Annotated in this window: 20 protein-coding genes and 1 tRNA gene; 12 read left to right on the top strand and 9 right to left on the bottom strand. The window is 34.6% G+C overall.

Going from position 1 to position 19,191, the window contains the following annotated elements; translation table 11 throughout:
• Together Q1J40_RS07995 and pckA are read right to left on the bottom strand one after the other, a co-directional pair.
• Positions 1 to 1,679: 5'-3' exonuclease H3TH domain-containing protein (locus Q1J40_RS07995; RefSeq protein ID WP_301099585.1), on the bottom strand; the 1,679-nt coding region annotated here is incomplete at its 3' end.
• Positions 1,680 to 1,862: 183 nt separating this feature from the next.
• On the bottom strand, positions 1,863 to 3,473 hold the full coding sequence (gene pckA / locus Q1J40_RS07990) for a phosphoenolpyruvate carboxykinase (ATP) (protein WP_301099584.1): 1,611 nt from the start codon (positions 3,471 to 3,473) through the stop codon (positions 1,863 to 1,865).
• Positions 3,474 to 3,704: 231 nt separating this feature from the next.
• Here pckA and ftsB point away from each other — a divergent pair, with 231 nt between their 5' ends.
• The 3 genes from ftsB to ispF are packed head-to-tail and all read left to right on the top strand — an operon-like array spanning position 3,705 to position 5,159.
• Positions 3,705 to 3,980, top strand: a complete 276-nt coding sequence (ftsB, locus tag Q1J40_RS07985; RefSeq protein ID WP_301099583.1) for a cell division protein FtsB — start codon at positions 3,705 to 3,707, stop codon at positions 3,978 to 3,980.
• Between the two features lie 11 nt (positions 3,981 to 3,991).
• Complete coding sequence (ispD, locus tag Q1J40_RS07980) at positions 3,992 to 4,678, top strand: 2-C-methyl-D-erythritol 4-phosphate cytidylyltransferase (RefSeq protein WP_301099582.1); 687 nt, start codon at positions 3,992 to 3,994, stop codon at positions 4,676 to 4,678.
• Positions 4,671 to 5,159, top strand: coding sequence for a 2-C-methyl-D-erythritol 2,4-cyclodiphosphate synthase (gene ispF / locus Q1J40_RS07975; RefSeq protein ID WP_301099581.1), 489 nt, complete (start codon positions 4,671 to 4,673; stop codon positions 5,157 to 5,159). The genes ispD and ispF overlap by 8 nt, the downstream gene beginning before the upstream one ends.
• On the opposite strand, the gene Q1J40_RS07970 is transcribed toward ispF, so the two are convergent.
• Together Q1J40_RS07970 and Q1J40_RS07965 are read right to left on the bottom strand one after the other, a co-directional pair.
• Positions 5,148 to 5,420 carry a GNAT family N-acetyltransferase gene (locus Q1J40_RS07970; protein WP_301099580.1) on the bottom strand — a complete coding sequence of 91 codons (273 nt, stop codon included), beginning with the start codon at positions 5,418 to 5,420 and terminating at the stop codon, positions 5,148 to 5,150. The genes ispF and Q1J40_RS07970 overlap by 12 nt on opposite strands.
• A gap of 20 nt (positions 5,421 to 5,440) precedes the next feature.
• Positions 5,441 to 6,229 (bottom strand): MOSC domain-containing protein, encoded by a 789-nt coding sequence (locus tag Q1J40_RS07965; protein WP_301099579.1) that lies wholly within the window; start codon positions 6,227 to 6,229, stop codon positions 5,441 to 5,443.
• A gap of 116 nt (positions 6,230 to 6,345) precedes the next feature.
• Between Q1J40_RS07965 and xseB the strand changes: the two genes are divergently transcribed.
• The 4 genes from xseB (at position 6,346) to purF (ending at position 9,700) form a co-directional block, all read left to right on the top strand.
• Entirely contained in the window at positions 6,346 to 6,570 is a 225-nt protein-coding gene (xseB, locus tag Q1J40_RS07960) for an exodeoxyribonuclease VII small subunit (protein WP_121121918.1), read from the top strand.
• Positions 6,570 to 7,463, top strand: coding sequence for a (2E,6E)-farnesyl diphosphate synthase (gene ispA, locus Q1J40_RS07955; protein WP_301099578.1), 894 nt, complete (start codon positions 6,570 to 6,572; stop codon positions 7,461 to 7,463). Before xseB ends, ispA begins: the two co-directional genes overlap by 1 nt.
• Before the next feature lie 204 nt (positions 7,464 to 7,667).
• Positions 7,668 to 8,174: a CvpA family protein gene (locus Q1J40_RS07950; protein WP_301099577.1), complete on the top strand. Its 507-nt coding sequence runs from the start codon at positions 7,668 to 7,670 to the stop codon at positions 8,172 to 8,174.
• Positions 8,175 to 8,182: 8 nt separating this feature from the next.
• A complete protein-coding gene (purF, locus tag Q1J40_RS07945; RefSeq protein ID WP_301099576.1) occupies positions 8,183 to 9,700 on the top strand; it encodes an amidophosphoribosyltransferase in 1,518 nt (505 codons plus the stop codon).
• A gap of 35 nt (positions 9,701 to 9,735) precedes the next feature.
• Here the strand turns inward: purF and Q1J40_RS07940 are convergent, their stop codons facing one another.
• Genes Q1J40_RS07940 through Q1J40_RS07925 form a run of 4 tightly spaced genes read right to left on the bottom strand, consistent with a single transcriptional unit; the run spans position 9,736 to position 13,436 of the window.
• Positions 9,736 to 10,398, bottom strand: a complete 663-nt coding sequence (locus tag Q1J40_RS07940) for a prepilin peptidase (RefSeq protein ID WP_301099575.1) — start codon at positions 10,396 to 10,398, stop codon at positions 9,736 to 9,738.
• Positions 10,395 to 11,582: a type II secretion system F family protein gene (locus Q1J40_RS07935; protein ID WP_301099574.1), complete on the bottom strand. Its 1,188-nt coding sequence runs from the start codon at positions 11,580 to 11,582 to the stop codon at positions 10,395 to 10,397. The genes Q1J40_RS07940 and Q1J40_RS07935 overlap by 4 nt, the downstream gene beginning before the upstream one ends.
• Positions 11,575 to 12,966: a GspE/PulE family protein gene (locus tag Q1J40_RS07930; protein ID WP_301099573.1), complete on the bottom strand. Its 1,392-nt coding sequence runs from the start codon at positions 12,964 to 12,966 to the stop codon at positions 11,575 to 11,577. Before Q1J40_RS07930 ends, Q1J40_RS07935 begins: the two co-directional genes overlap by 8 nt.
• Before the next feature lie 26 nt (positions 12,967 to 12,992).
• The gene (locus tag Q1J40_RS07925; RefSeq protein ID WP_301099571.1) at positions 12,993 to 13,436 is read right to left on the bottom strand and encodes a pilin; all 444 of its coding nucleotides are present in this window, start codon (positions 13,434 to 13,436) and stop codon (positions 12,993 to 12,995) included.
• Between the two features lie 202 nt (positions 13,437 to 13,638).
• Here Q1J40_RS07925 and radA point away from each other — a divergent pair, with 202 nt between their 5' ends.
• The gene (gene radA / locus Q1J40_RS07920) at positions 13,639 to 15,018 is read left to right on the top strand and encodes a DNA repair protein RadA (protein WP_301099570.1); all 1,380 of its coding nucleotides are present in this window, start codon (positions 13,639 to 13,641) and stop codon (positions 15,016 to 15,018) included.
• 73 nt (positions 15,019 to 15,091) lie between these two features.
• Here the strand turns inward: radA and Q1J40_RS07915 are convergent, their stop codons facing one another.
• On the bottom strand, positions 15,092 to 15,418 hold the full coding sequence (locus Q1J40_RS07915) for a DUF496 family protein (protein ID WP_301099569.1): 327 nt from the start codon (positions 15,416 to 15,418) through the stop codon (positions 15,092 to 15,094).
• Between the two features lie 189 nt (positions 15,419 to 15,607).
• Between Q1J40_RS07915 and mepA the strand changes: the two genes are divergently transcribed.
• The 4 genes from mepA to Q1J40_RS07895 all read left to right on the top strand — a co-directional run bounded on the left by mepA (position 15,608) and on the right by Q1J40_RS07895 (position 18,937).
• Positions 15,608 to 16,432, top strand: coding sequence for a penicillin-insensitive murein endopeptidase (gene mepA, locus Q1J40_RS07910; RefSeq protein ID WP_301099568.1), 825 nt, complete (start codon positions 15,608 to 15,610; stop codon positions 16,430 to 16,432).
• A gap of 32 nt (positions 16,433 to 16,464) precedes the next feature.
• A complete protein-coding gene (locus Q1J40_RS07905) occupies positions 16,465 to 18,384 on the top strand; it encodes a DNA topoisomerase III (RefSeq protein WP_301099567.1) in 1,920 nt (639 codons plus the stop codon).
• 125 nt (positions 18,385 to 18,509) lie between these two features.
• Positions 18,510 to 18,842, top strand: a complete 333-nt coding sequence (gene secG / locus Q1J40_RS07900) for a preprotein translocase subunit SecG (RefSeq protein WP_301099566.1) — start codon at positions 18,510 to 18,512, stop codon at positions 18,840 to 18,842.
• Between the two features lie 9 nt (positions 18,843 to 18,851).
• Positions 18,852 to 18,937: transfer RNA gene (locus tag Q1J40_RS07895), tRNA-Leu, on the top strand.
• Positions 18,938 to 19,191 lie beyond the last annotated feature (254 nt).

The raw sequence follows: 19,191 nt of genomic DNA, 5'->3' as shown, positions 1-19,191 counted from the left end.
GGCATTTCCATTTTTTCAAAAAGATTTTGAAGTTCAGGTGATTTGGTTAATTCAGCATATAAAACTTGATGCAGTTTCATTGTGATATCCGCATCTTCGGCGGCATATTCAGTCGCTTTTTCAATTTCAATTTGATCAAAGGTTTTCTGATTTTTTCCTTTGCCAGCTAATTCCTCAAAAGGAATTGTCTTATGATTTAAGTAGCGATCAGACAAATCATCCATATTGTGTCTGCCTGTACTATTTAATGTGTAAGACTCTAGCATCGTATCAAAGGCAACACCTTTCACCTCAATGCCATTTTGTGCAAAGATAGTCAGATCATATTTAATATTTTGCCCAATTTTTTTGATGTTTGGATTTTCTAAAATTGGTTTAAGTTGAGCTAAACAATCTGCCTTATTTAATTGATTTGGTAGTAAGATTTCTGTTGTTTTAGTTGTTTCTTCAACGTCATCAAACATATCAGTTTGTTGTGGTTCGCTTACTAAGCCTTTATGAGTTAATGGAATATAGCAAGCCTCACCATTTTCAAGTGCAAATGAAATCCCAACCAACTCTGCACTCATTGCATCTAAACTGTTTGTTTCTGTATCTACTGCAATAAGTTTTGATTCGTTTAATTTTTTGAGCCAAGCGGTGAATAATTCATTAGTATTTACACATTGATAAGCGGTACGATCAATCGTTACTTTTGCAATTTTTATCTCAGAAGTGACCGCTTGTGAACTGATAGATGAGGTAGCTTGGTAATTATTCGGGATCTTTTCTGAGTTAATTTTTGTCACAGGATTTGTATCATCCAATGTTTCATTTAACCAACGTTTAAATTCATAACGACCAAATAATTCAACTAGTTGATCACGTTGTTGCGGTTGCAACGTAAGCTGATCATGAGTGACATCTAACTCAACATCCGTTTTGATGGTCGCTAACAAGTAAGATAAATCCGCAATTTCTTTTTCTGCTTCTAATTTTGGAGCAAAGTTTTTTGCACCACGGAATCCTAATTCAGCCACTTTATCTAGGTTGGCATAAATTGTTTTCATTGAGCCTAAACCTTGTAATAAAGCTAAGGCCGTTTTTTCGCCGACACCTTTTACACCCGGAATATTGTCCGATGAGTCACCGAGTAGAGCTAAATAATCAATAATTAATTCAGGCGGAATGCCATATTTTTCAATGACACCTTCACGGTCAAGCAAGGTATTATTCATTGTATTGATTAGCATAATATGCTCATTGACTAGCTGTGCCATATCCTTATCGCCAGTGCTAATCAGCACATTTTTTCCTGCTTGTGAAGCTTGAATAGCAAGGGTACCAATTACATCATCCGCCTCTACACCTTCAATAGAAAGTAGTGGAATACCGAGTGCTTTTATCATTGTGTGAAGTGGTTCAATTTGAGAACGTAAATCATCAGGCATTGGTGGGCGGTGAGATTTATATTGCTCGAATAAATCATCACGGAATGTTTTTCCTTTTGCATCAAATACCACTGCAATATGGCTTGGCTCAACTTGGGAAATTAAACTTTTTAGCATATTTAACACGCCATACATTGCTCCTGTTGGCTCGCCTTGTTTATTGGTAAGAGGAGGGAATGCATGAAAAGCTCGGTATAGATAAGATGAACCGTCAACTAAGACCAGTGGATTTTGTGCAATAACTGCCATAATTTCTCTCATTAAATATAAATAATAGGGCATTATACCTAAATCAAAATTAATTTTGTCAGTTATTACCAATTATTGCAGTTAGTAAGCGGTGAGTTTAACCATAAATTTCACTACAAATTTAACTACAAAAAAAAGGCTAGTTTTCACTAGCCCTCTTGCATTATAAATTATTTAGCAGAATTATTTTTTAGGACCCGCTGCAACTAATGCTTTACCTTCATCATTAGTTGTGTATTTTTCGAAGTTCTTCACGAAACGGCCTGCAAGATCTTCTGCTTTAGTTTGCCATTGTGCTTTGTCTGCGTAAGTATCACGAGGATCTAAGATTGCAGGATCAACACCTGGTAATGCTTTTGGAATTGCTAAATTGAAGATTGGTAATGAACCCATTTCTGCTTTTTCGATAGAACCATCTAAGATTGCATCGATAATACCACGAGTATCTTTGATTGAGATACGTTTACCAGTACCATTCCAACCTGTATTAACTAAGTATGCTTCTGCACCAGATGCTTGCATACGTTTAACTAATACTTCAGCATATTGTGTTGGGTGAAGAGTTAAGAATGCAGCACCGAAACATGCTGAGAATGTTGGAGTTGGTTCAGTAATACCACGTTCTGTACCTGCTAATTTTGCAGTAAATCCAGATAAGAAATAGTATTTAGTTTGCTCTGGAGTAAGTTTAGATACTGGTGGCAATACACCAAACGCATCAGCAGTTAAGAAGATTACTTTCTTAGCGTGACCAGCTTTTGATACTGGCGTAACGATATTATCAATGTGATAAATTGGGTAAGAAACACGAGTATTTTCTGTTTTTGAGCTATCTTCAAATGCAACGGAGCCATCTTCTTTTACTACAACGTTTTCTAATAATGCATCACGTCTAATTGCATGATAGATATCTGGTTCATTTTCTTCTGAAAGATTGATTGTTTTCGCATAGCAACCACCTTCGAAGTTGAATACACCATCATCATCCCAACCGTGTTCATCATCACCGATTAATTGACGTTTTGGATCTGTTGAAAGAGTTGTTTTACCTGTACCAGATAAACCGAAGAATACTGCAACATCACCATCTTTGCCTACGTTAGCAGAACAGTGCATTGATGCGATACCTTTTAATGGAAGGAAGTAGTTCATCATTGAGAACATACCTTTCTTCATTTCACCACCGTACCAAGTACCACCGATTAATTGAATGCCTTCAGTAATATTGAATGCAACAAAGTTTTCTGAATTTAAACCTTGTTCTTTCCAGTTAGGGTTAGTGACTTTTGCACCATTCATCACAACAAAGTTTGGTTTAAAGTCTTTTAATTCAGCTTCAGAAGGACGAACAAACATATTTCTTACAAAGTGAGCTTGCCATGCAACTTCAGTTATAATACGCACAGCTAAACGAGTATCTGGGTTAGCACCACAGAACGCATCAACTACGAATAAGCGTTTGTTTGAAAGTTGGTTAGTCACTAACTCTTTTAAACTTTGCCATGTAGCTTGGTTCATTGGTTTGTTATCATTTTTTGCTGCATCAGATGTCCACCAAACCGTATCTTTTGTTTTTTCATCTAATACGATATATTTATCTTTTGGTGAACGGCCCGTAAAAATACCTGTATCCACAGCTACAGCACCAGAGGTTGTCAAGCGACCTTTTTCGAAGCCTTCTAATCCAGGTTTCATCTCTTCTTCAAAGAGTTGCTCATAACTTGGGTTATAAACGATTTCTTTTACGTTAGTAATACCTAAAAGTTCAAGTTCTTGTACAACACGATTTGACATAGTAACACCTCATATTGGTTAAATTTAAAATAATAACTGTGCATATTATAGGTAATAATTTTTTAAAAAATGCAATCTAAATCAAATTTTTGCGCATTTCTCGAAAAATTTACAAATAAAAATATTGATCTGGTAAAATAGGTCTAAAATAGTAAAGAAATCTTGCAATATATATAACACTATTGGTGCAATGTTTTAACAATCTTACAACTAATTAAATGAGAAAAATAAATGAAAGTTTTAATTGTCTTCTTATCTTTACTTTTGTGCTACCTACAGTTTAGTTTTTGGTTTGGTAAAAATGGTTGGACTGAATATCAAGATGCGCAAGTAAAAGTAGTAGAATTGCGTGAAAAGAATGAACAATTGACTGAGCGTAATAACTTGATCAGTGCTGAAATCCAAGATCTTAAAACTGGTGTGAATGCACTTGAAGAGAGAGCGAGATTAGAGCGAGAAATGGTTAAACCTGATGAAGTATTTTATCGTATTGTGTCAAGTGATTAGTTGAGGTAATTGTGCAGCGAAATATTATTGCCATTATTCCTGCTTCTGGTGTTGGAAGCCGAATGGGTACAAATAGGCCTAAGCAATATCTTGAGATACAAGGTAGAACGATCTTAGAGCATACGCTTCAACCTTTTTTGCAACACACTGAAATTCAAAAAATTATTGTAGCTGTATCAGAAACAGATCCATTTTATTCTGATTTAGTGATTTTAAAGCATCCTAAAATTGAATTAGTGTTTGGTGGGGAAACCCGAGCTCATTCTGTTTTTAATGCTTTACAGAAGTTAAATGAAGGCGATTGGGCATTAGTTCATGATGCTGCTAGACCTTGTTTGAAGCGGTCAGATCTGGATAAACTTTTGCAAATTACGGATGAAAGTGGTGCTATTTTAGCGACACCAGCAATTGATACAATAAAAAGAACAGAAAATGGTAAAACTATAACCTATACTGAAGATCGTAGTTTTTTATGGCATGCGCTTACTCCTCAATTTTTTCCTGCTGAGATACTCAAGAGTGCAATAGCGAATGCATTTACGAAAAATTTAGCGATTACTGATGAAGCATCTGCAATGGAATTGGAAGGTGTACATCCTCAGTTGGTTGAAGGACGAAGTGATAATATTAAGGTGACTCGTCCAGAAGATCTTGCGTTAGCTGAATTTTATTTATTAAGGAATCAAGAAAATGTTTAGAGTTGGTCACGGTTTTGATGTACACGCATTTAGTGAACAAGGTCCATTGATTATTGGTGGGGTAACAATTCCTTATGAAAGAGGTTTTATTGCTCATTCAGATGGGGATGTGGCATTACACGCTTTAACGGATGCTTTACTGGGGGCTGTGGCCTTAGGCGATATTGGAAAATTATTTCCTGATACAGATATGGCATATAAAGGGGCGAATAGTCGTCATTTATTGATTGAGGCATATCGCCAAGTACAAGAAAAAGGTTACATAGTTGGCAATGTGGATTTAACTATTATTGCACAAGCACCTAAAATGCGTCCTTATATTGATGAAATGAGAAAAATTATTGCAGAAGATTTAGGCTGTGATATTAACCAAGTAAATGTGAAAGCAACTACAACAGAAAAACTTGGATTTACAGGACGACAAGAAGGGATTGCTGCTGAAGCAGTTGCCCTTCTTATGAAACGACAATCAAGCAATTAATTCAGCGTGACTTCTCGTCATTCTTTTCTCAATATAACTACAGCTTGGCTGAATCTTTAATTGATTTTGTTCAGCAAATTCAATCAAGGCATTGTAAAGTTTTCCTGCAATGCCTTCTCCTTGATGATTTACATCGACTTCTGTGTGATAGGCATTGAGAACCTTATCTGATACATAATGATAATTAAGTTCGCCAATCAGTTTATTTTGCTCTGTTTGGAAAATAAAACGATGATTTTCTTTATCGTGTAATACGGACATTTTTACCCTCCTAAATTTAACTAAGCTAATACAATCACTTTATCCTCAATTTTTATCACGCCACTGTTTTCTGGAATCAAATGAATTCCAAAAGTCGGTTTACCCTTTTCGTTGGTATGATATTTTTTGAGAGTTCTAAAAGGTTCTGCATTAGGATCAAGTTGATTCGTTTCAATATTACGAGTGATGAGAATGCAACGAGTACATTGCTGTGCGACAGTAAATGTTACTTCGCCAATTTGAATTCGCTGCCAATGATCTTCTTCAAAAGCTTTTAAACCATCAATCACAATATTACTTCTAAATTGTTGCATTATAGAATGGATTGGCGACCATTCATTTAATTGCGCTAACGATTTTTCAGAGGTAAGTAAGATAGGATTGCTATCAGCAAAACTCATTGGCATAGAATTACTTTGGGATAATTGTCGCTGGCTTTGTTGCCCTAACCAACGTAATTGTACAGGGCGATTAAAATAGAGGCTTAGCCATTGATTTATTTTTTCGTTTGCGACAAAGGATGGAAAGTGATTGCCCCATACTTCACTCGATTGTGTTTGTGAAAAATCGTGATAATGAACAAAAAGTTTCTCACCATCTGGGGCGGAAATCACCATTCCAGTCGGTAGAGGATATGCTGAAAATTTATAGAGTATTTCATCTTTTCTAGCTGTGATAAATTTGCCATCAACTTCTGTGATCATAAATTCACGATCAAAATTAAGCCCTTGAGGTTGTACAAATGCTTGATGAACAGTGTAGGGTAGTGTTGATTTTATTGGGTATAAATGGAGTTGTGATATTTGCATATATTAGAATTGATATAATCTGTATAATAGATTGAGTAAAAATAATCTACATTTGCAAAATTCTCAAGTAAAATGACCGCTTGTAGAGTTAGCATAATATAAGTAAGGATATTGGTATGGCAAAGAAACCCACTCCTGATTTTGAAACAACATTAAAAGAACTGGAAGAAATTGTTGGGCATTTAGAGGCAGGCGATTTACCTTTAGAAGAAGCTTTAAATGAATTTGAAACCGCAATTAAATTGGTGCAACAAGGACAAGAACGTCTACAAAAAGCAGAGCAACGTATTCAAATTCTTTTGCAAAAAAATGAAACAAGTGAACTTTCGGATTATCAATAATGACTGATCAATTTTCTACTGATTTAAGCTATTATCAACAACGTATCAATCAATTCCTCAAGAACCAATTCGCACTATATGATAAAGCGGATGCGCCATTAATTGATGCGATGGAGTATGCGGTACTGCTTGGTGGTAAACGGGTTCGTCCATTTCTTATTTATGCGACGGGTAACACATTGAATGTAGAATTAGATAAATTGGATTATTCCGCAGCAGCAATGGAATCTATTCACGCTTATTCATTAGTGCATGATGATTTGCCAGCAATGGATGATGATTCACTGAGAAGAGGAAAACCAACCTGCCATATCGCTTTTGATGAGGCTACGGCGATTTTAGCTGGTGATGCCTTACAAAGTTTTGCTTTTGAATTGTTGTCGAGCGATCCAAACCTCTCAGCAGAGCAAAAAGTTGCTCAATTCCAAACCTTATCTACTGCAGCTGGGGCGAGAGGGATGTGTTTAGGGCAAAGTTTGGATTTACAATCAGAAAATAAATTAATCTCTTTAGAGGAATTGGAAACGGTTCATCGTAATAAGACTGGCGCTTTGATTGAGGCTTCTGTGTTGATGGGATTTAATTTATCTGATTATGTGGAAGATAAGATAATCAAGACTTCTTTACAGCAATATGCACGAGCTATTGGATTAGCATTTCAAGTGCAAGATGATATTTTAGATGTTGTTGGACAAAGTGAAAAAATTGGTAAAGTGGTTGGTGCAGATGAAGCTTTGAACAAGAGTACTTACCCAAGATTATTAGGTTTAGATGGCGCTAAATTAAAGGCTAGTGAATTACATCAAAGTGCCTTATTAGCTTTATCTAGCTTGCCATTTGACACGACTTCATTGAAAGAGTTAGCAGATTTTATTGTAAAAAGAGATCGTTAAATTTAGATTATTACTTACTCAAAGTGAATAGTTAATATGTTTTTAGAGTCTTTAGTCTTCTAAATAATATGCTAAAATGTATGCGATTTTGAGAGATTAAAGAATAAGATGGAATCGTTTGTGAATTAGTTCTATTAAGGACTACGCAAACGTTTTCTTTTTTTGTAAAATAGTGATTAGTTCTCCAACTGAAATAGAGGTTTTATGGTTGATTATATTATTATCGGTATTATTGTTTTTTCATTATTAGTCAGTTTATGGAGAGGATTTGTTCAAGAAGTCTTATCTTTAGTTGGATGGGTATTAGCTTTCTTTATAGCTAGTCAGTTTTATCAAGCACTATCACAACTCTTGTTACAAGTCGATTCAGTTTATTTACAGAAATCAGAATATTTACGTAATGGTATTGCTGTTGCTATCTTGTTCCTTGCTGTATTGATTGTAAGTAGCCTTATTAATGCATTAATTAGTAAGTTAGTCGATAAAACAGGATTATCAGGAACGGATAGAGTATTAGGTGCAGGATTTGGCGTATTACGTGGTATTTTTATTGTTGCTGCAATTTTATTTTTCTTAGATACATTCACGCAATTTAGTCAAAGCGAACTTTGGAAGGAATCTCAATTAATTCCACATTTTGATTTTATTGTTAAATGGTTTTTCGAGCAATTACAAGCGAATTCAAGTTTTTTAGAATCAACTACTAATTAGGGGTTATTATGTGTGGTATTGTCGGGATTGTAGGACATTCTCCGGTTAATCAGGCTATTTATGATGGGCTTACACTTTTACAACATCGAGGACAAGATGCTGCGGGAATTGTAACAATTGATGAAGAAAATCGTTTTCGTTTACGTAAAGCAAATGGTTTAGTTAGTGATGTATTTCGTCAAGAACATATGCTACGTTTGCAAGGTAATGTAGGACTTGGGCATGTTCGTTATCCAACGGCAGGTAGTTCAAGCGTATCAGAAGCTCAACCCTTTTATGTAAATTCACCTTATGGATTAACTTTAGTGCACAATGGGAATTTAACTAATAATACAGAACTGAAAAAACTATTGTTTACATTAGCAAAGCGTCATGTAAACACTAATTCTGATTCAGAAGCTCTTCTTAACATTTTCGCTTACTACTTAGATCAACATCAAACAGAACCTTTAACGCCAGAAAATATTTTTGAAACGGTACGTAATACAAATAAGGTGATCAAAGGTGCTTATGCATGTTTAACTATGATTATTGGACATGGTATTGTTGCTTTTCGTGATCCTTTAGGCATTCGACCTTTAGTATTAGGACAACGTGAAGAAAATGGCAAAACGGAATATATGTTTGCTTCTGAAACAACAGCGTTGGATATCGTTGGTTTTGAATATGTAAGAGATGTTCAGCCAGGTGAGGCTATTTATATTACCTTTGATGGTGAGTTTCATTCCGCAATTTGTGCAGATAATCCAAAATTAAATCCTTGTATCTTTGAATATGTTTATTTTGCTCGTCCAGATTCTGTGATTAATGGTGTGTCTGTGTATGGAGCAAGAGTACATATGGGACGTTTCTTAGGTGAGAAAATCGCAAATGAATGGAAAGATATTTTAGATGAAATTGATGTGGTAATTCCAATTCCTGAAACCTCGACAGATATAGCCTTACAAATTGCTAATGTACTGAATAAACCTTATCGTCAAGGATTTGTGAAAAATCGTTATGTGGCAAGAACCTTTATTATGCCGGGACAAGCACAGCGAAAATCTTCTGTTCGCCGCAAATTAAATGCGATAGCGAGTGAATTTAAGGGTAAAAATGTACTGCTAGTTGATGACTCTATTGTACGTGGCACAACATCTGAACAGATTGTCGAAATGGCTCGTTTAGCTGGGGCAAATAAGGTTTATTTTGCATCAGCTGCACCAGAAGTTCGTTATCCAAATGTATATGGTATTGATATGCCAACAAGTGAAGAGCTTGTCGCTTATAATCGTTCAGTTGAGGAAGTTGCTAAAATAATTGGTGTAGATCGTTTGGTTTTCCAAGATTTAGAGGCACTGTTTAAAGCAGTACAACTTGAAAATCCAGAAATTAAAGCTTTTGATGCCTCTGTTTTTACGGGTGAATATATTACAGGAGATATTGATCAAGCCTATTTAGATAGCATTGCACAAGCTCGTAATGACAAAGCTAAATCACAGTTATCTAAGCAAGAAGAAAACTTAGAAATCTATAACGAAAGCTAATTCACAGTAAAAATCCTCCTCTTTTTAGGGGAGGGTTAAATCGTCAAAATAAATCCAATTGTAATAAAAGGAATGAAAGGTAATTTCGATAGTCTTTCTTTTTTATATAAATAATAACCTTCATAAAAAACTATTCCAGCTAAACTTGCGATAAATAACAGTAATGCTATACCTTCTATCGTAAATAATGGTGATAAAGCGATAAGTAATAAAATATCACCAAATCCAATAGCTTCTCGTTGTATAACCCATTCAGCTATATAATTAAAAGAAATAAAGAATATTATAGTAAACAGTAAGCAAGTTATATTGCTATCTATATTTACTTTATCATTAGTAAGTGTATGAATAAGTGATAATGTAAAGATAATACCAATATACTTAATTTCAGTAAGATAATAGGTGTAATCTAATAGCGAAAGATAAACTAATATCATACTAATAAGTATAATATTTTCTGATTTATGTTGAAAATAGAGTGGTATGAATATCAATAATGGTAATATAACAATTTCTTTTGTGCAGTTTTTTCTTGTAATAGTAGATTCTTTAATAAATTGATTTAATGAGAATTTTAAATTTATAACACTATTCATTTCATTATATATATTTTTGTGTGTTCGATAATGGAATAAACTGATTTCTCGTTTGAACCAAAAGAAGAGTAGTGTTGATAAGATAATATTAAGCATAATCATATTATGCTACCTAATTCAAAAATTGGTAAGTATAAGGCGATAATGATAATGCTCACAATAGAACCAATTACTAGCATTATGATAGGTTCAAGCAATTGAGAAAGTATATCAATTTTATATTCAAGTCGTTCTTGATATATTTGACTTATTTTATTCATCATACTAGATAACTTCCCACTTTTTTCACCAATGTAAATCATTTGAACGACATCTTCGCCAAAAATATGCCCATTGATACCTTGATGTAGGTAATAGCCTTTTTGAATTGAGGAGAGCATAATGGATATTTCTCTATTAAGAAAAGGATCATTGTGACTTGCATTAAGAAAAGTATGCAAAATATTCTCTAATTTAAGGTTAGCATCAAGCATTAGCGAGAAATAGTTAAAAAAGAATACAATTTTTTGTGTATGTATGATTTGGCCAAAAATAGGGATATAGGTAAAAAGTTTATGCTTTAATTTTTCTGTTTTCTTTTTTAACAGAAATTTATAAATAATAAATACAGCTAAAAATGTGAAAATGAGGCAAGCATAATTTTCGATTATAAATGAAGATAGATTAAATACTATTTCAGTCAGTAAGGGAAGTTCCTTATCTTTAGATGTATATAATTCAGCAAACTGTGGAACAATAAAAATCATCAAGAGTAGTGATAAAATAATTGATATACTGAGTATAATGACAGGATAAAATACAATTTTATTTACTTTTTTTCTTAATCCTTCCGATTTTAAGCGAGATAGCACAATCTGTTCCAATATAGTTGAAAGTCTGCCACTTTTTTCACCAATCTTTACTAATAATATTTCTTGGGTTGATAAATAGCTCTCTTTAGTTTGTAGTGAGTGGGAAAGATTGAAGCCTTTTTCTAATTGAGCAGTAATACTTAATAACCATTGTGTGAGTTTGATATTTAAGCAGGTATTAGTAATGATATTTAATGATGATTTAAGAGGAATACCTGCATTTAATAATAGTGATAATTGATTGATAACTTGGGTAATTTCATCATATTTTGGTTTCTGAGGAATAACAAAATTACGGTTGATATGAATATGACTGTAGCCCTTGGTTGTAAGCTTTTGTTCTAAATCATCATCGCTTTGAGCTAGTGATTTTCCCTTCTGTTTGACGTTTAATTGATTGAGCCCTTTCCAGCGATATTCATATAACTTATGCATATCCAAGTACTCTTTTGATTTCTGCTAAGTTAGTTTGATTTGATTCTATCTTTTGTTTAGCACTAAGATATAAAGACGAGTAGTCTAAACAAGCGGTCTGTTTATCAAATTCTTTTGCAGAACGAGATAAGCATTGGTATACGCCAACTCGCCCTTTATAGCCTTGGTAGCAGTGGTTGCATGATTTACCAAGGCATTTGTTACACAGTTTTCTAACAAGCCTTTGAGCGATAACTAATAACAGCGAATTTCTAATTTCATATTCATCAATACCTAGCTGTATAAGTCGATCAATTGCAGAGGGGGCATCATTGGTATGAAGTGTTGATAGAACCAAATGCCCAGTTTGAGCGGCACTTAATGCAATTTTGGCACTTTCAGGATCTCGAATTTCGCCTAGCATAATAATATCAGGGTCTTGTCTTAAGAAAGTCTTTAATAATTTACTAAAAGTAAGATTGAGAGATGCATTAACTTGTGTTTGAATTAAACCCTCAATCTCAATTTCTATGGGATCTTCCGCCGTGAGAATATGTTTATCGATCTGGTTTAAATGATTTAATGCGGTATACAAGGTAATACTTTTGCCACTTCCAGTTGGGCCTGTAACAAGTATAAGCCCTTGAGGTTGGCTTAATGCCTGTAATAAAGTTTCTTTCTGTTGTGGAGTAAAGCCCAAAGTGATGAAATCTAGTTGAACAGGTTTATCTTTTTGCAATCGTAATACTAATTTTTCTCCATGATAGGTGGGTAATGTAGAAACACGGAAATCTAAATATTCTGACAGTACAGTAGTAAAGCTAAATTGTCCATCTTGTGGTTGGCGAGATTCACTAATATCAAGATTAGCAAGTAGTTTAATTTTTAAAATTAGGCGATTGGCTAAATGTTGAGGAAGAGTTTTATAAACTTGCAGTAATCCATCTATTCTCAAGCGTATGATTAGCTTATCTTTAGCTGGTTCTATATGAATATCGGAAGCATTTTGTTGTAAACAAAATTTAAAAAGATTATCCAGAATTTGGATAATTGGTTCATTGTAATCCAATTTGCTTGTAGGTTTTTCGGATCCATAATTTATATCAGAAAATTCATCAGTAAAATCGTTCTTTGGAGAAAGCGTATTAAGCAAATATTTTAATTCTTCAGATGAAATAATAATTTGCTCAATTTTTTTATTATGCATAAAGGCAAAACTATCACTTGCATTAAAATTATTTTGATCATCAATGGCCAGCCACAATGTATCACTTGTTTCTTTAACTGGAATGGCTAAATAACGCTGTAATATATGTTTATTTTCACAATTTTCTTGCCAGAGTTCTTCTGTAATCGTAAAAATCTGTTGTGTACTAATTTCGCAAACTGAATATATGGATGACATAATTAAACCTTTATTACGCTAGAATATTATGAATCGCAGAAGTTAGCTGGGAATAAACTGGTATCTTCACCTTTACAGGTTGTTGACCAACTAATAGTACTATCACCTATCTTAGATGTAAGGGTATAGCCATATCCTTCTAAGCTAGCTTTGCCTTCAACGGAGATTACACCAGATGAAACAGCAACAGATTTTAGATACTTGTTTTCATCATTATCAGCTAATGCAGCTTGAATACCATTTTTTCCTGCTGAACAGTTTGTTAAGGTCCCTGTGTTGTAAATACATATTTCTACATCGGCTTTATAGGTTGAAGATGCGCGCAATAATTCGGAGAGGGCAGCCTTTTTTGTATAGCTGTTATAAGAAGGAATAGCTATTGTTGCAAGAATCGCAATGATGGCGATAACAATCATCAATTCGATGAGCGTGAATGCTTTAATAGCCTTATTTATGTAGATATTTTTCATAGAGTTACCTTTAGGTTTGATAGTTTATTTGGTGGATGGTATTCAGTGTGAGTGATCTAGAAAATAAATCTATAAGCTCCTTATACTTTTGCGATCACACTCGAAAAATAAGTTAAATAACTGTTTTTTTAAACAGTATTTTTTGGTACTATCATATCAATATAAACAAGTAAAAAATAATTAGGAACGAGGTTGAGATTAAATGGCTAAAGCACCCAAAACAGCTTATGTTTGTAATCAATGTGGGGCAGAGTATGCTCGTTGGATGGGGCAATGTAAGGCTTGTTTAGAATGGAATACGATTAGCGAAGTTCGCCTTGTTTCTGCAAAACAAGAGCCTAGTAATCATAGATTAAATGGTTATGCTGGAGAAACGTCTGGTAAAGTTAAAGTACTTTCTGAGATTGATTTACAAGATGTTCCTCGATTTACCAGTGGGTTTCTAGAACTAGATCGTGTACTTGGTGGTGGTATTGTTCCCGGTAGTGCCATCTTGATTGGCGGACATCCTGGGGCAGGGAAAAGTACTTTACTATTACAAGTTATGTGTGGTTTATCCAATAGTATTTCCACATTGTATGTGACTGGGGAAGAATCTTTACAACAAGTCGCAATGCGCGCTCATCGATTGGGATTGCCGAGCGAAAAGTTAAAATTACTTTCTGAAACATCTGTGGAGCATATTTGTAATATTGCTGATCAAGAAAAACCTCAGCTTATTGTGATTGACTCTATTCAAGTCATGCATTTATCTGATATTCAATCATCACCTGGAAGTGTTTCGCAAGTAAGAGAGTGCGCATCCTTTTTAACACGTTATGCGAAAACACACCAAGTCGCCATTATTATGGTAGGTCACGTCACAAAAGATGGTACTCTAGCAGGGCCAAAAGTATTAGAACATTGTATAGATTGCTCCATATTACTTGAAGGTGAGTCAGATTCCCGTTATAGGACATTGAGAAGTCAAAAGAACCGTTTTGGCGCAGTGAATGAGTTAGGTGTTTTTGCGATGACAGAGCAAGGGCTGCGGGAAGTTAAAAACCCATCTGCTATTTTTCTTAGTCGTAGTTCAGAACAAACATCAGGCAGTTCCGTAATGGTTATTTGGGAAGGAACACGCCCACTACTTGTTGAAATTCAAGCATTAGTTGATCACTCTATGTTAGCAAATCCTCGTCGAGTAGCGGTGGGCTTAGAACAAAATAGATTATCATTGCTTCTTGCTGTATTACATCGACATGGTGGTTTGCAGATGTCTGATCAAGATGTCTTTGTGAATGTAGTTGGTGGGGTAAAAGTAACAGAAACAAGTGCTGATCTTGCTCTACTATTGGCTTTAGTTTCTAGTTTTAAAAATAGGCCGTTACCTGATGATCTTGTTGTTTTTGGAGAAGTAGGATTAGCTGGAGAGATTCGTCCTGTACCGAGTGGACAAGAGAGAATGAGTGAAGCAGCTAAACATGGGTTTCGACGAGCTATTGTGCCAGCGGGAAATGCACCCAAAAAGGCTATTACAGGCATGGAAGTCTTTCCAGTTAAGAAACTTTCTGATGCGCTAGATATTTTAGGTAATATGTGATTTTTATATAAAAAACTACGAATATTTTTGGTTAAATATTCGTAGTTTTAAGTATCTATTAACAAAAAAGTAATTATTTCTCTGCTTTTTTATGGCTGTGGTTTGCCATTTGTTTACGAATTTCTTTACGTTGTTTAGATAACTCTGCATTGCGAATTGTATAGTCATCAACACGAGCTTCATAATCCTCGCGCATATTTGCAATAATTGCTCTGATATCCTCGATAGACATACCTTCTGTAATATATTGGTTCAAGTTATCTAACAGTAAAATTCGCTTTTGGTTATCACGAATTTTTCTATCATTATCAGCAGTATCTCTGAGAAGTTTGTTTTTTAAACGATAAAGATGAACATATTCCAACATATCATGAAAGCATTGTGCATTAGTATTTGCCATATAACGTTCCTCAGGTTTTATAAATTAAAGTAGGTAAATGCTAGACTTTTTATCTTCATTCGTCAAAAGTTTTTATACGCTAACTTATTGAGTAGAGAATAAAAATACAACTTTTGCTTTTCATAGGGTATTAAACTAGAATGGTTGATATTAACAGTGATTTTGCTTTTTTAAATTAGGAACAATAATATGAAATTACTAAAATTAGTGGTTGCATGTATTCCTTTTATTTCAGGGATATCTTTGGCAACTCCATGGGAAAAAATTAAAACACCGGTTGCTGGTGCAGCACAATCTATTGGGGGATATAGTAATGGCTGTATTATTGGCGCAGAACCTTTAGCATTAAAAGGAGATGGGTATCAAGTTATTCGATCTAGCAAAAATCGTTATTACGGACATCCCAAATTATTACGTTACTTGATCAATTTAGGCCAACGTGCAAAAGCTTCAGGGCTTCCACCAATATTAATTGGTGATATGGGAATGCCTGCTGGTGGACGTTTTTCATCAGGTCATGCAAGTCATCAAACAGGATTAGACGCAGACATTTGGTTGAAATTTGGACCTATGGATGATAAAACAGCGAAAAATCCTGCAGGACTAGCAACGATTATGGTTGATCGTACTGCGAAAGTAGTTGATGAACGTTTGTGGACAGCTAATCACACTCAATTAATAAAGTTAGCTGCATCAGATGATAATGTTGATCGTATTTTTGTCAATCCTGCTATCAAGGTAAAATTATGTAATACTGCAGGGAATGATAGAGGCTGGTTACGAAAAATTCGTCCATGGTTTGGACATGATTCACATTTTCATGTCAGATTAGGTTGTCCTGCTGATGCAAAACAGTGTGAAAACCAAGCCCCACCACCAGCAGGGGATGGATGTGGTGCGGAGCTTTATTCTTGGTTTGAGCCAGCAAAACCCTCTACATCATCTAAATCTAAAGTATTACCTCAGCCACCGAAGTTATGCCAAATGATTTTATCTTCTCAAGGTGTTAATTAGTAAATTATATGTAGTGAAGTTTTTTTGATGGTATGCGTTTATTTATTGCAGAAAAACCAAGTCTTGGGCGTGCAATCGCCCAAGTTTTGCCCAAGCCTCATTCAACTAAGGATGGATTTATTGAGTGTGGTGAAGGAAATGTTGTTACTTGGTGTGTTGGACACTTACTCGAGCAAGCTGAGCCAGATGCTTATGATGAACGCTTTAAAACTTGGCGTATTGAACATCTACCCATTATTCCTCAACAATGGAAACTTCTTCCCAAAAAAGAAACTTTAAAGCAATTCAAAGTTGTCGAAAAACTTATTCGTAAAGCGGATATTTTAGTCAATACAGGAGATCCTGATAGAGAAGGACAATTATTAGTTGATGAAGTGTTTGCCTACCTAAAATTAGGATCAGAAAGAATATCTCAAATCCAACGCTGTTTAATTAGTGACCTTAACCCAAATGCAGTAAAAAAAGCGATTGAAAAACTGCAATCTAACCGAGATTTTATACCTTTAGCAACATCGGCTTTAGCACGAGCAAGAGCTGATTGGTTATATGGTATCAATATGACTCGTGCATATACTTTACAAGGACAAAGACAAGGCTACAAAGGTATGTTATCTGTTGGTCGAGTACAGACTCCTGTTCTAGGGCTTATTGTTCGTCGTGATTTAGAAATCGAAAATTTTATCCCAAAAGATTATTTTGAGGTGATTGCCAATATCACTATACCTGAAACAAACGAGAACTTTAAGGCACAATGGCAACCAAGCAAAGCTTGCGAGGATTATCAAGATGAAGATGGGCGGGTTTTATCGCGAGCGTTAGCTGAAAATGTTGTGAAAAGAATTACTGATAAACCTGCCATTGTGTCTCAATATCAAGATAAGGTTGAAATAGAAACAGCTCCATTACCTTACTCTTTATCGGCATTACAAATTGATGCTGCACGTAAATTTGGGCTATCAGCCCAAAATGTGTTGGATATTTGTCAAAAACTGTATGAAACTCACAAATTAATTACTTATCCTCGTTCAGATAATCGCTATTTACCGCAAGAGCATTTCAGTGATCGTTTTCAAGTTGCTCAGGCTATCAGTGGGCATTTAGAAGAATATAACCAATTACCAGATGTAGTTGATTTTAACATTAGAAATAGATGTTGGAATGATAAAAAAGTAGAAGCTCATCATGCCATTATTCCAACAGCTAGAACAGGAAATGTTAGATTAACTGAAAATGAAAAACGAATTTATTCATTGATTGCTCGTCAATATCTATTACAGTTTTGTCCAGATGCTCAATTTAGAAAAGGTAAAATTGAATTGAATATTTCAGGGGGCCTATTTGTTGCTCAGGCACGAAATCTAATTATTGCTGGCTGGAAATCATTACTAGGCAAAGAAGATAGCGATGATGCTATAGAGCCTCTTTTACCAGTAGTAAAAAAAGATCAAGTTTTACATTGTGATAATGGGCAAATTTTGACAAAAAAAACTCAACCTCCTCGCTATTTTAGCGATGCTACATTACTCTCAGCAATGACAGGTATTGCTCGTTTTGTACAAGATAAGCAACTGAAAAAAATATTAAGAGAAACAGATGGATTGGGTACAGAAGCTACACGTGCAGGAATTATTGAATTATTATTTAAACGTGGATTTTTAGTAAAGAAAGGACGAAATATTCATAGTACAGAACTCGGACGAACTTTGATTCAAGCTCTTCCAGAAAGTGCAACGTTACCAGATATGACAGCTCACTGGGAAATGCAACTAACAAATATAAGCAAAAAACAAGTAAGCTACCATCAATTTATGAATGAGTTAAGTGTCAGTTTAGTGCAATTATTAAGGTCTCCACATCCTGAAATTTTACAAAATTTAGCTAGGATCTCACCGCTTGCACCTTATCGAAAAAGTGGTAATAACCGAAAAGATAAGATGACTGATGAAAAATAAATCAGGATATACTGAATTTATAAAAATTATCTTGCAAGAAAAAGCATAACCTTATATTATTTCGGGTGTTAAAAATATTCCGCTTTATGCGGAATTTTATTTTAAATTAGATTAAAGAGAATAAAATGTTAATTAATGTGTTAACTATTGTGTATTTATGTATTGCTGTTTTACTTGTTGGTTTTATCTTAATCCAACAAGGTAAAGGTGCTGATATGGGAGCATCATTTGGTGCTGGTGCAGCAGGAACTGTTTTTGGTTCTGCTGGTTCAGCGAATTTCCTATCTAGAACTACAGCAATATTAGCGATCATATTTTTTGCAATTAGTTTAGTGATTGGTAATTTAAATACTCAAGCTCAAGCACCAAAGAGTCAGTTCGAAGATTTAAGTAAAGTTGAACAGCTTCAACAACTTCCTGCTGAAACACAACAGCAAAATAACGATATTCCTCAATAAATAGATTTAGCTCTGGTGGTGGAATTGGTAGACACGCTATCTTGAGGGGGTAGTGTCCAACGGATGTGCGAGTTCGAGTCTCGCCCAGAGCACCAATCACAAAAAGTGTATAGAGAGCCTTCCATAATTGGAAGGCTCTTTTTTTATATAAAATCTAATAATATCAATATATTACATAAATACCCATCCATTTTCCTCTTGTGTAAATAATTCGTTTACTGTATATTTAAACAGTATTTTCAGTTTAAAAAAGCTATGAAAAGATCATAAAACAAAAATCATTGCACAAAATTGCACGCAAAATTGCACAGGGGAATAATATGGCTACATTTATAAAATCTAAGAATGG

It is taken from the genome of Otariodibacter sp., assembly GCF_029256985.1.
Classification (GTDB): domain Bacteria; phylum Pseudomonadota; class Gammaproteobacteria; order Enterobacterales; family Pasteurellaceae; genus Otariodibacter.
The sequence above is the reverse complement of the archived record's forward strand: the minus strand, read 5'-3'. Positions and strand labels throughout refer to the sequence as shown.

Coding starts and splice junctions, on each gene's coding strand:
- pckA (WP_301099584.1), bottom strand. CDS start 3,473: ATGTCAAATCGTGTTGTACAAGAACTTGAACTTTTAGGTATTACTAAC.
- ftsB (WP_301099583.1), top strand. CDS start 3,705: ATGAAAGTTTTAATTGTCTTCTTATCTTTACTTTTGTGCTACCTACAG.
- ispF (WP_301099581.1), top strand. CDS start 4,671: ATGTTTAGAGTTGGTCACGGTTTTGATGTACACGCATTTAGTGAACAA.
- Q1J40_RS07970 (WP_301099580.1), bottom strand. CDS start 5,420: ATGTCCGTATTACACGATAAAGAAAATCATCGTTTTATTTTCCAAACA.
- Q1J40_RS07965 (WP_301099579.1), bottom strand. CDS start 6,229: ATGCAAATATCACAACTCCATTTATACCCAATAAAATCAACACTACCC.
- xseB (WP_121121918.1), top strand. CDS start 6,346: ATGGCAAAGAAACCCACTCCTGATTTTGAAACAACATTAAAAGAACTG.
- ispA (WP_301099578.1), top strand. CDS start 6,570: ATGACTGATCAATTTTCTACTGATTTAAGCTATTATCAACAACGTATC.
- Q1J40_RS07950 (WP_301099577.1), top strand. CDS start 7,668: ATGGTTGATTATATTATTATCGGTATTATTGTTTTTTCATTATTAGTC.
- purF (WP_301099576.1), top strand. CDS start 8,183: ATGTGTGGTATTGTCGGGATTGTAGGACATTCTCCGGTTAATCAGGCT.
- Q1J40_RS07940 (WP_301099575.1), bottom strand. CDS start 10,398: ATGATTATGCTTAATATTATCTTATCAACACTACTCTTCTTTTGGTTC.
- Q1J40_RS07935 (WP_301099574.1), bottom strand. CDS start 11,582: ATGCATAAGTTATATGAATATCGCTGGAAAGGGCTCAATCAATTAAAC.
- Q1J40_RS07930 (WP_301099573.1), bottom strand. CDS start 12,966: ATGTCATCCATATATTCAGTTTGCGAAATTAGTACACAACAGATTTTT.
- Q1J40_RS07925 (WP_301099571.1), bottom strand. CDS start 13,436: ATGAAAAATATCTACATAAATAAGGCTATTAAAGCATTCACGCTCATC.
- radA (WP_301099570.1), top strand. CDS start 13,639: ATGGCTAAAGCACCCAAAACAGCTTATGTTTGTAATCAATGTGGGGCA.
- Q1J40_RS07915 (WP_301099569.1), bottom strand. CDS start 15,418: ATGGCAAATACTAATGCACAATGCTTTCATGATATGTTGGAATATGTT.
- mepA (WP_301099568.1), top strand. CDS start 15,608: ATGAAATTACTAAAATTAGTGGTTGCATGTATTCCTTTTATTTCAGGG.
- Q1J40_RS07905 (WP_301099567.1), top strand. CDS start 16,465: ATGCGTTTATTTATTGCAGAAAAACCAAGTCTTGGGCGTGCAATCGCC.
- secG (WP_301099566.1), top strand. CDS start 18,510: ATGTTAATTAATGTGTTAACTATTGTGTATTTATGTATTGCTGTTTTA.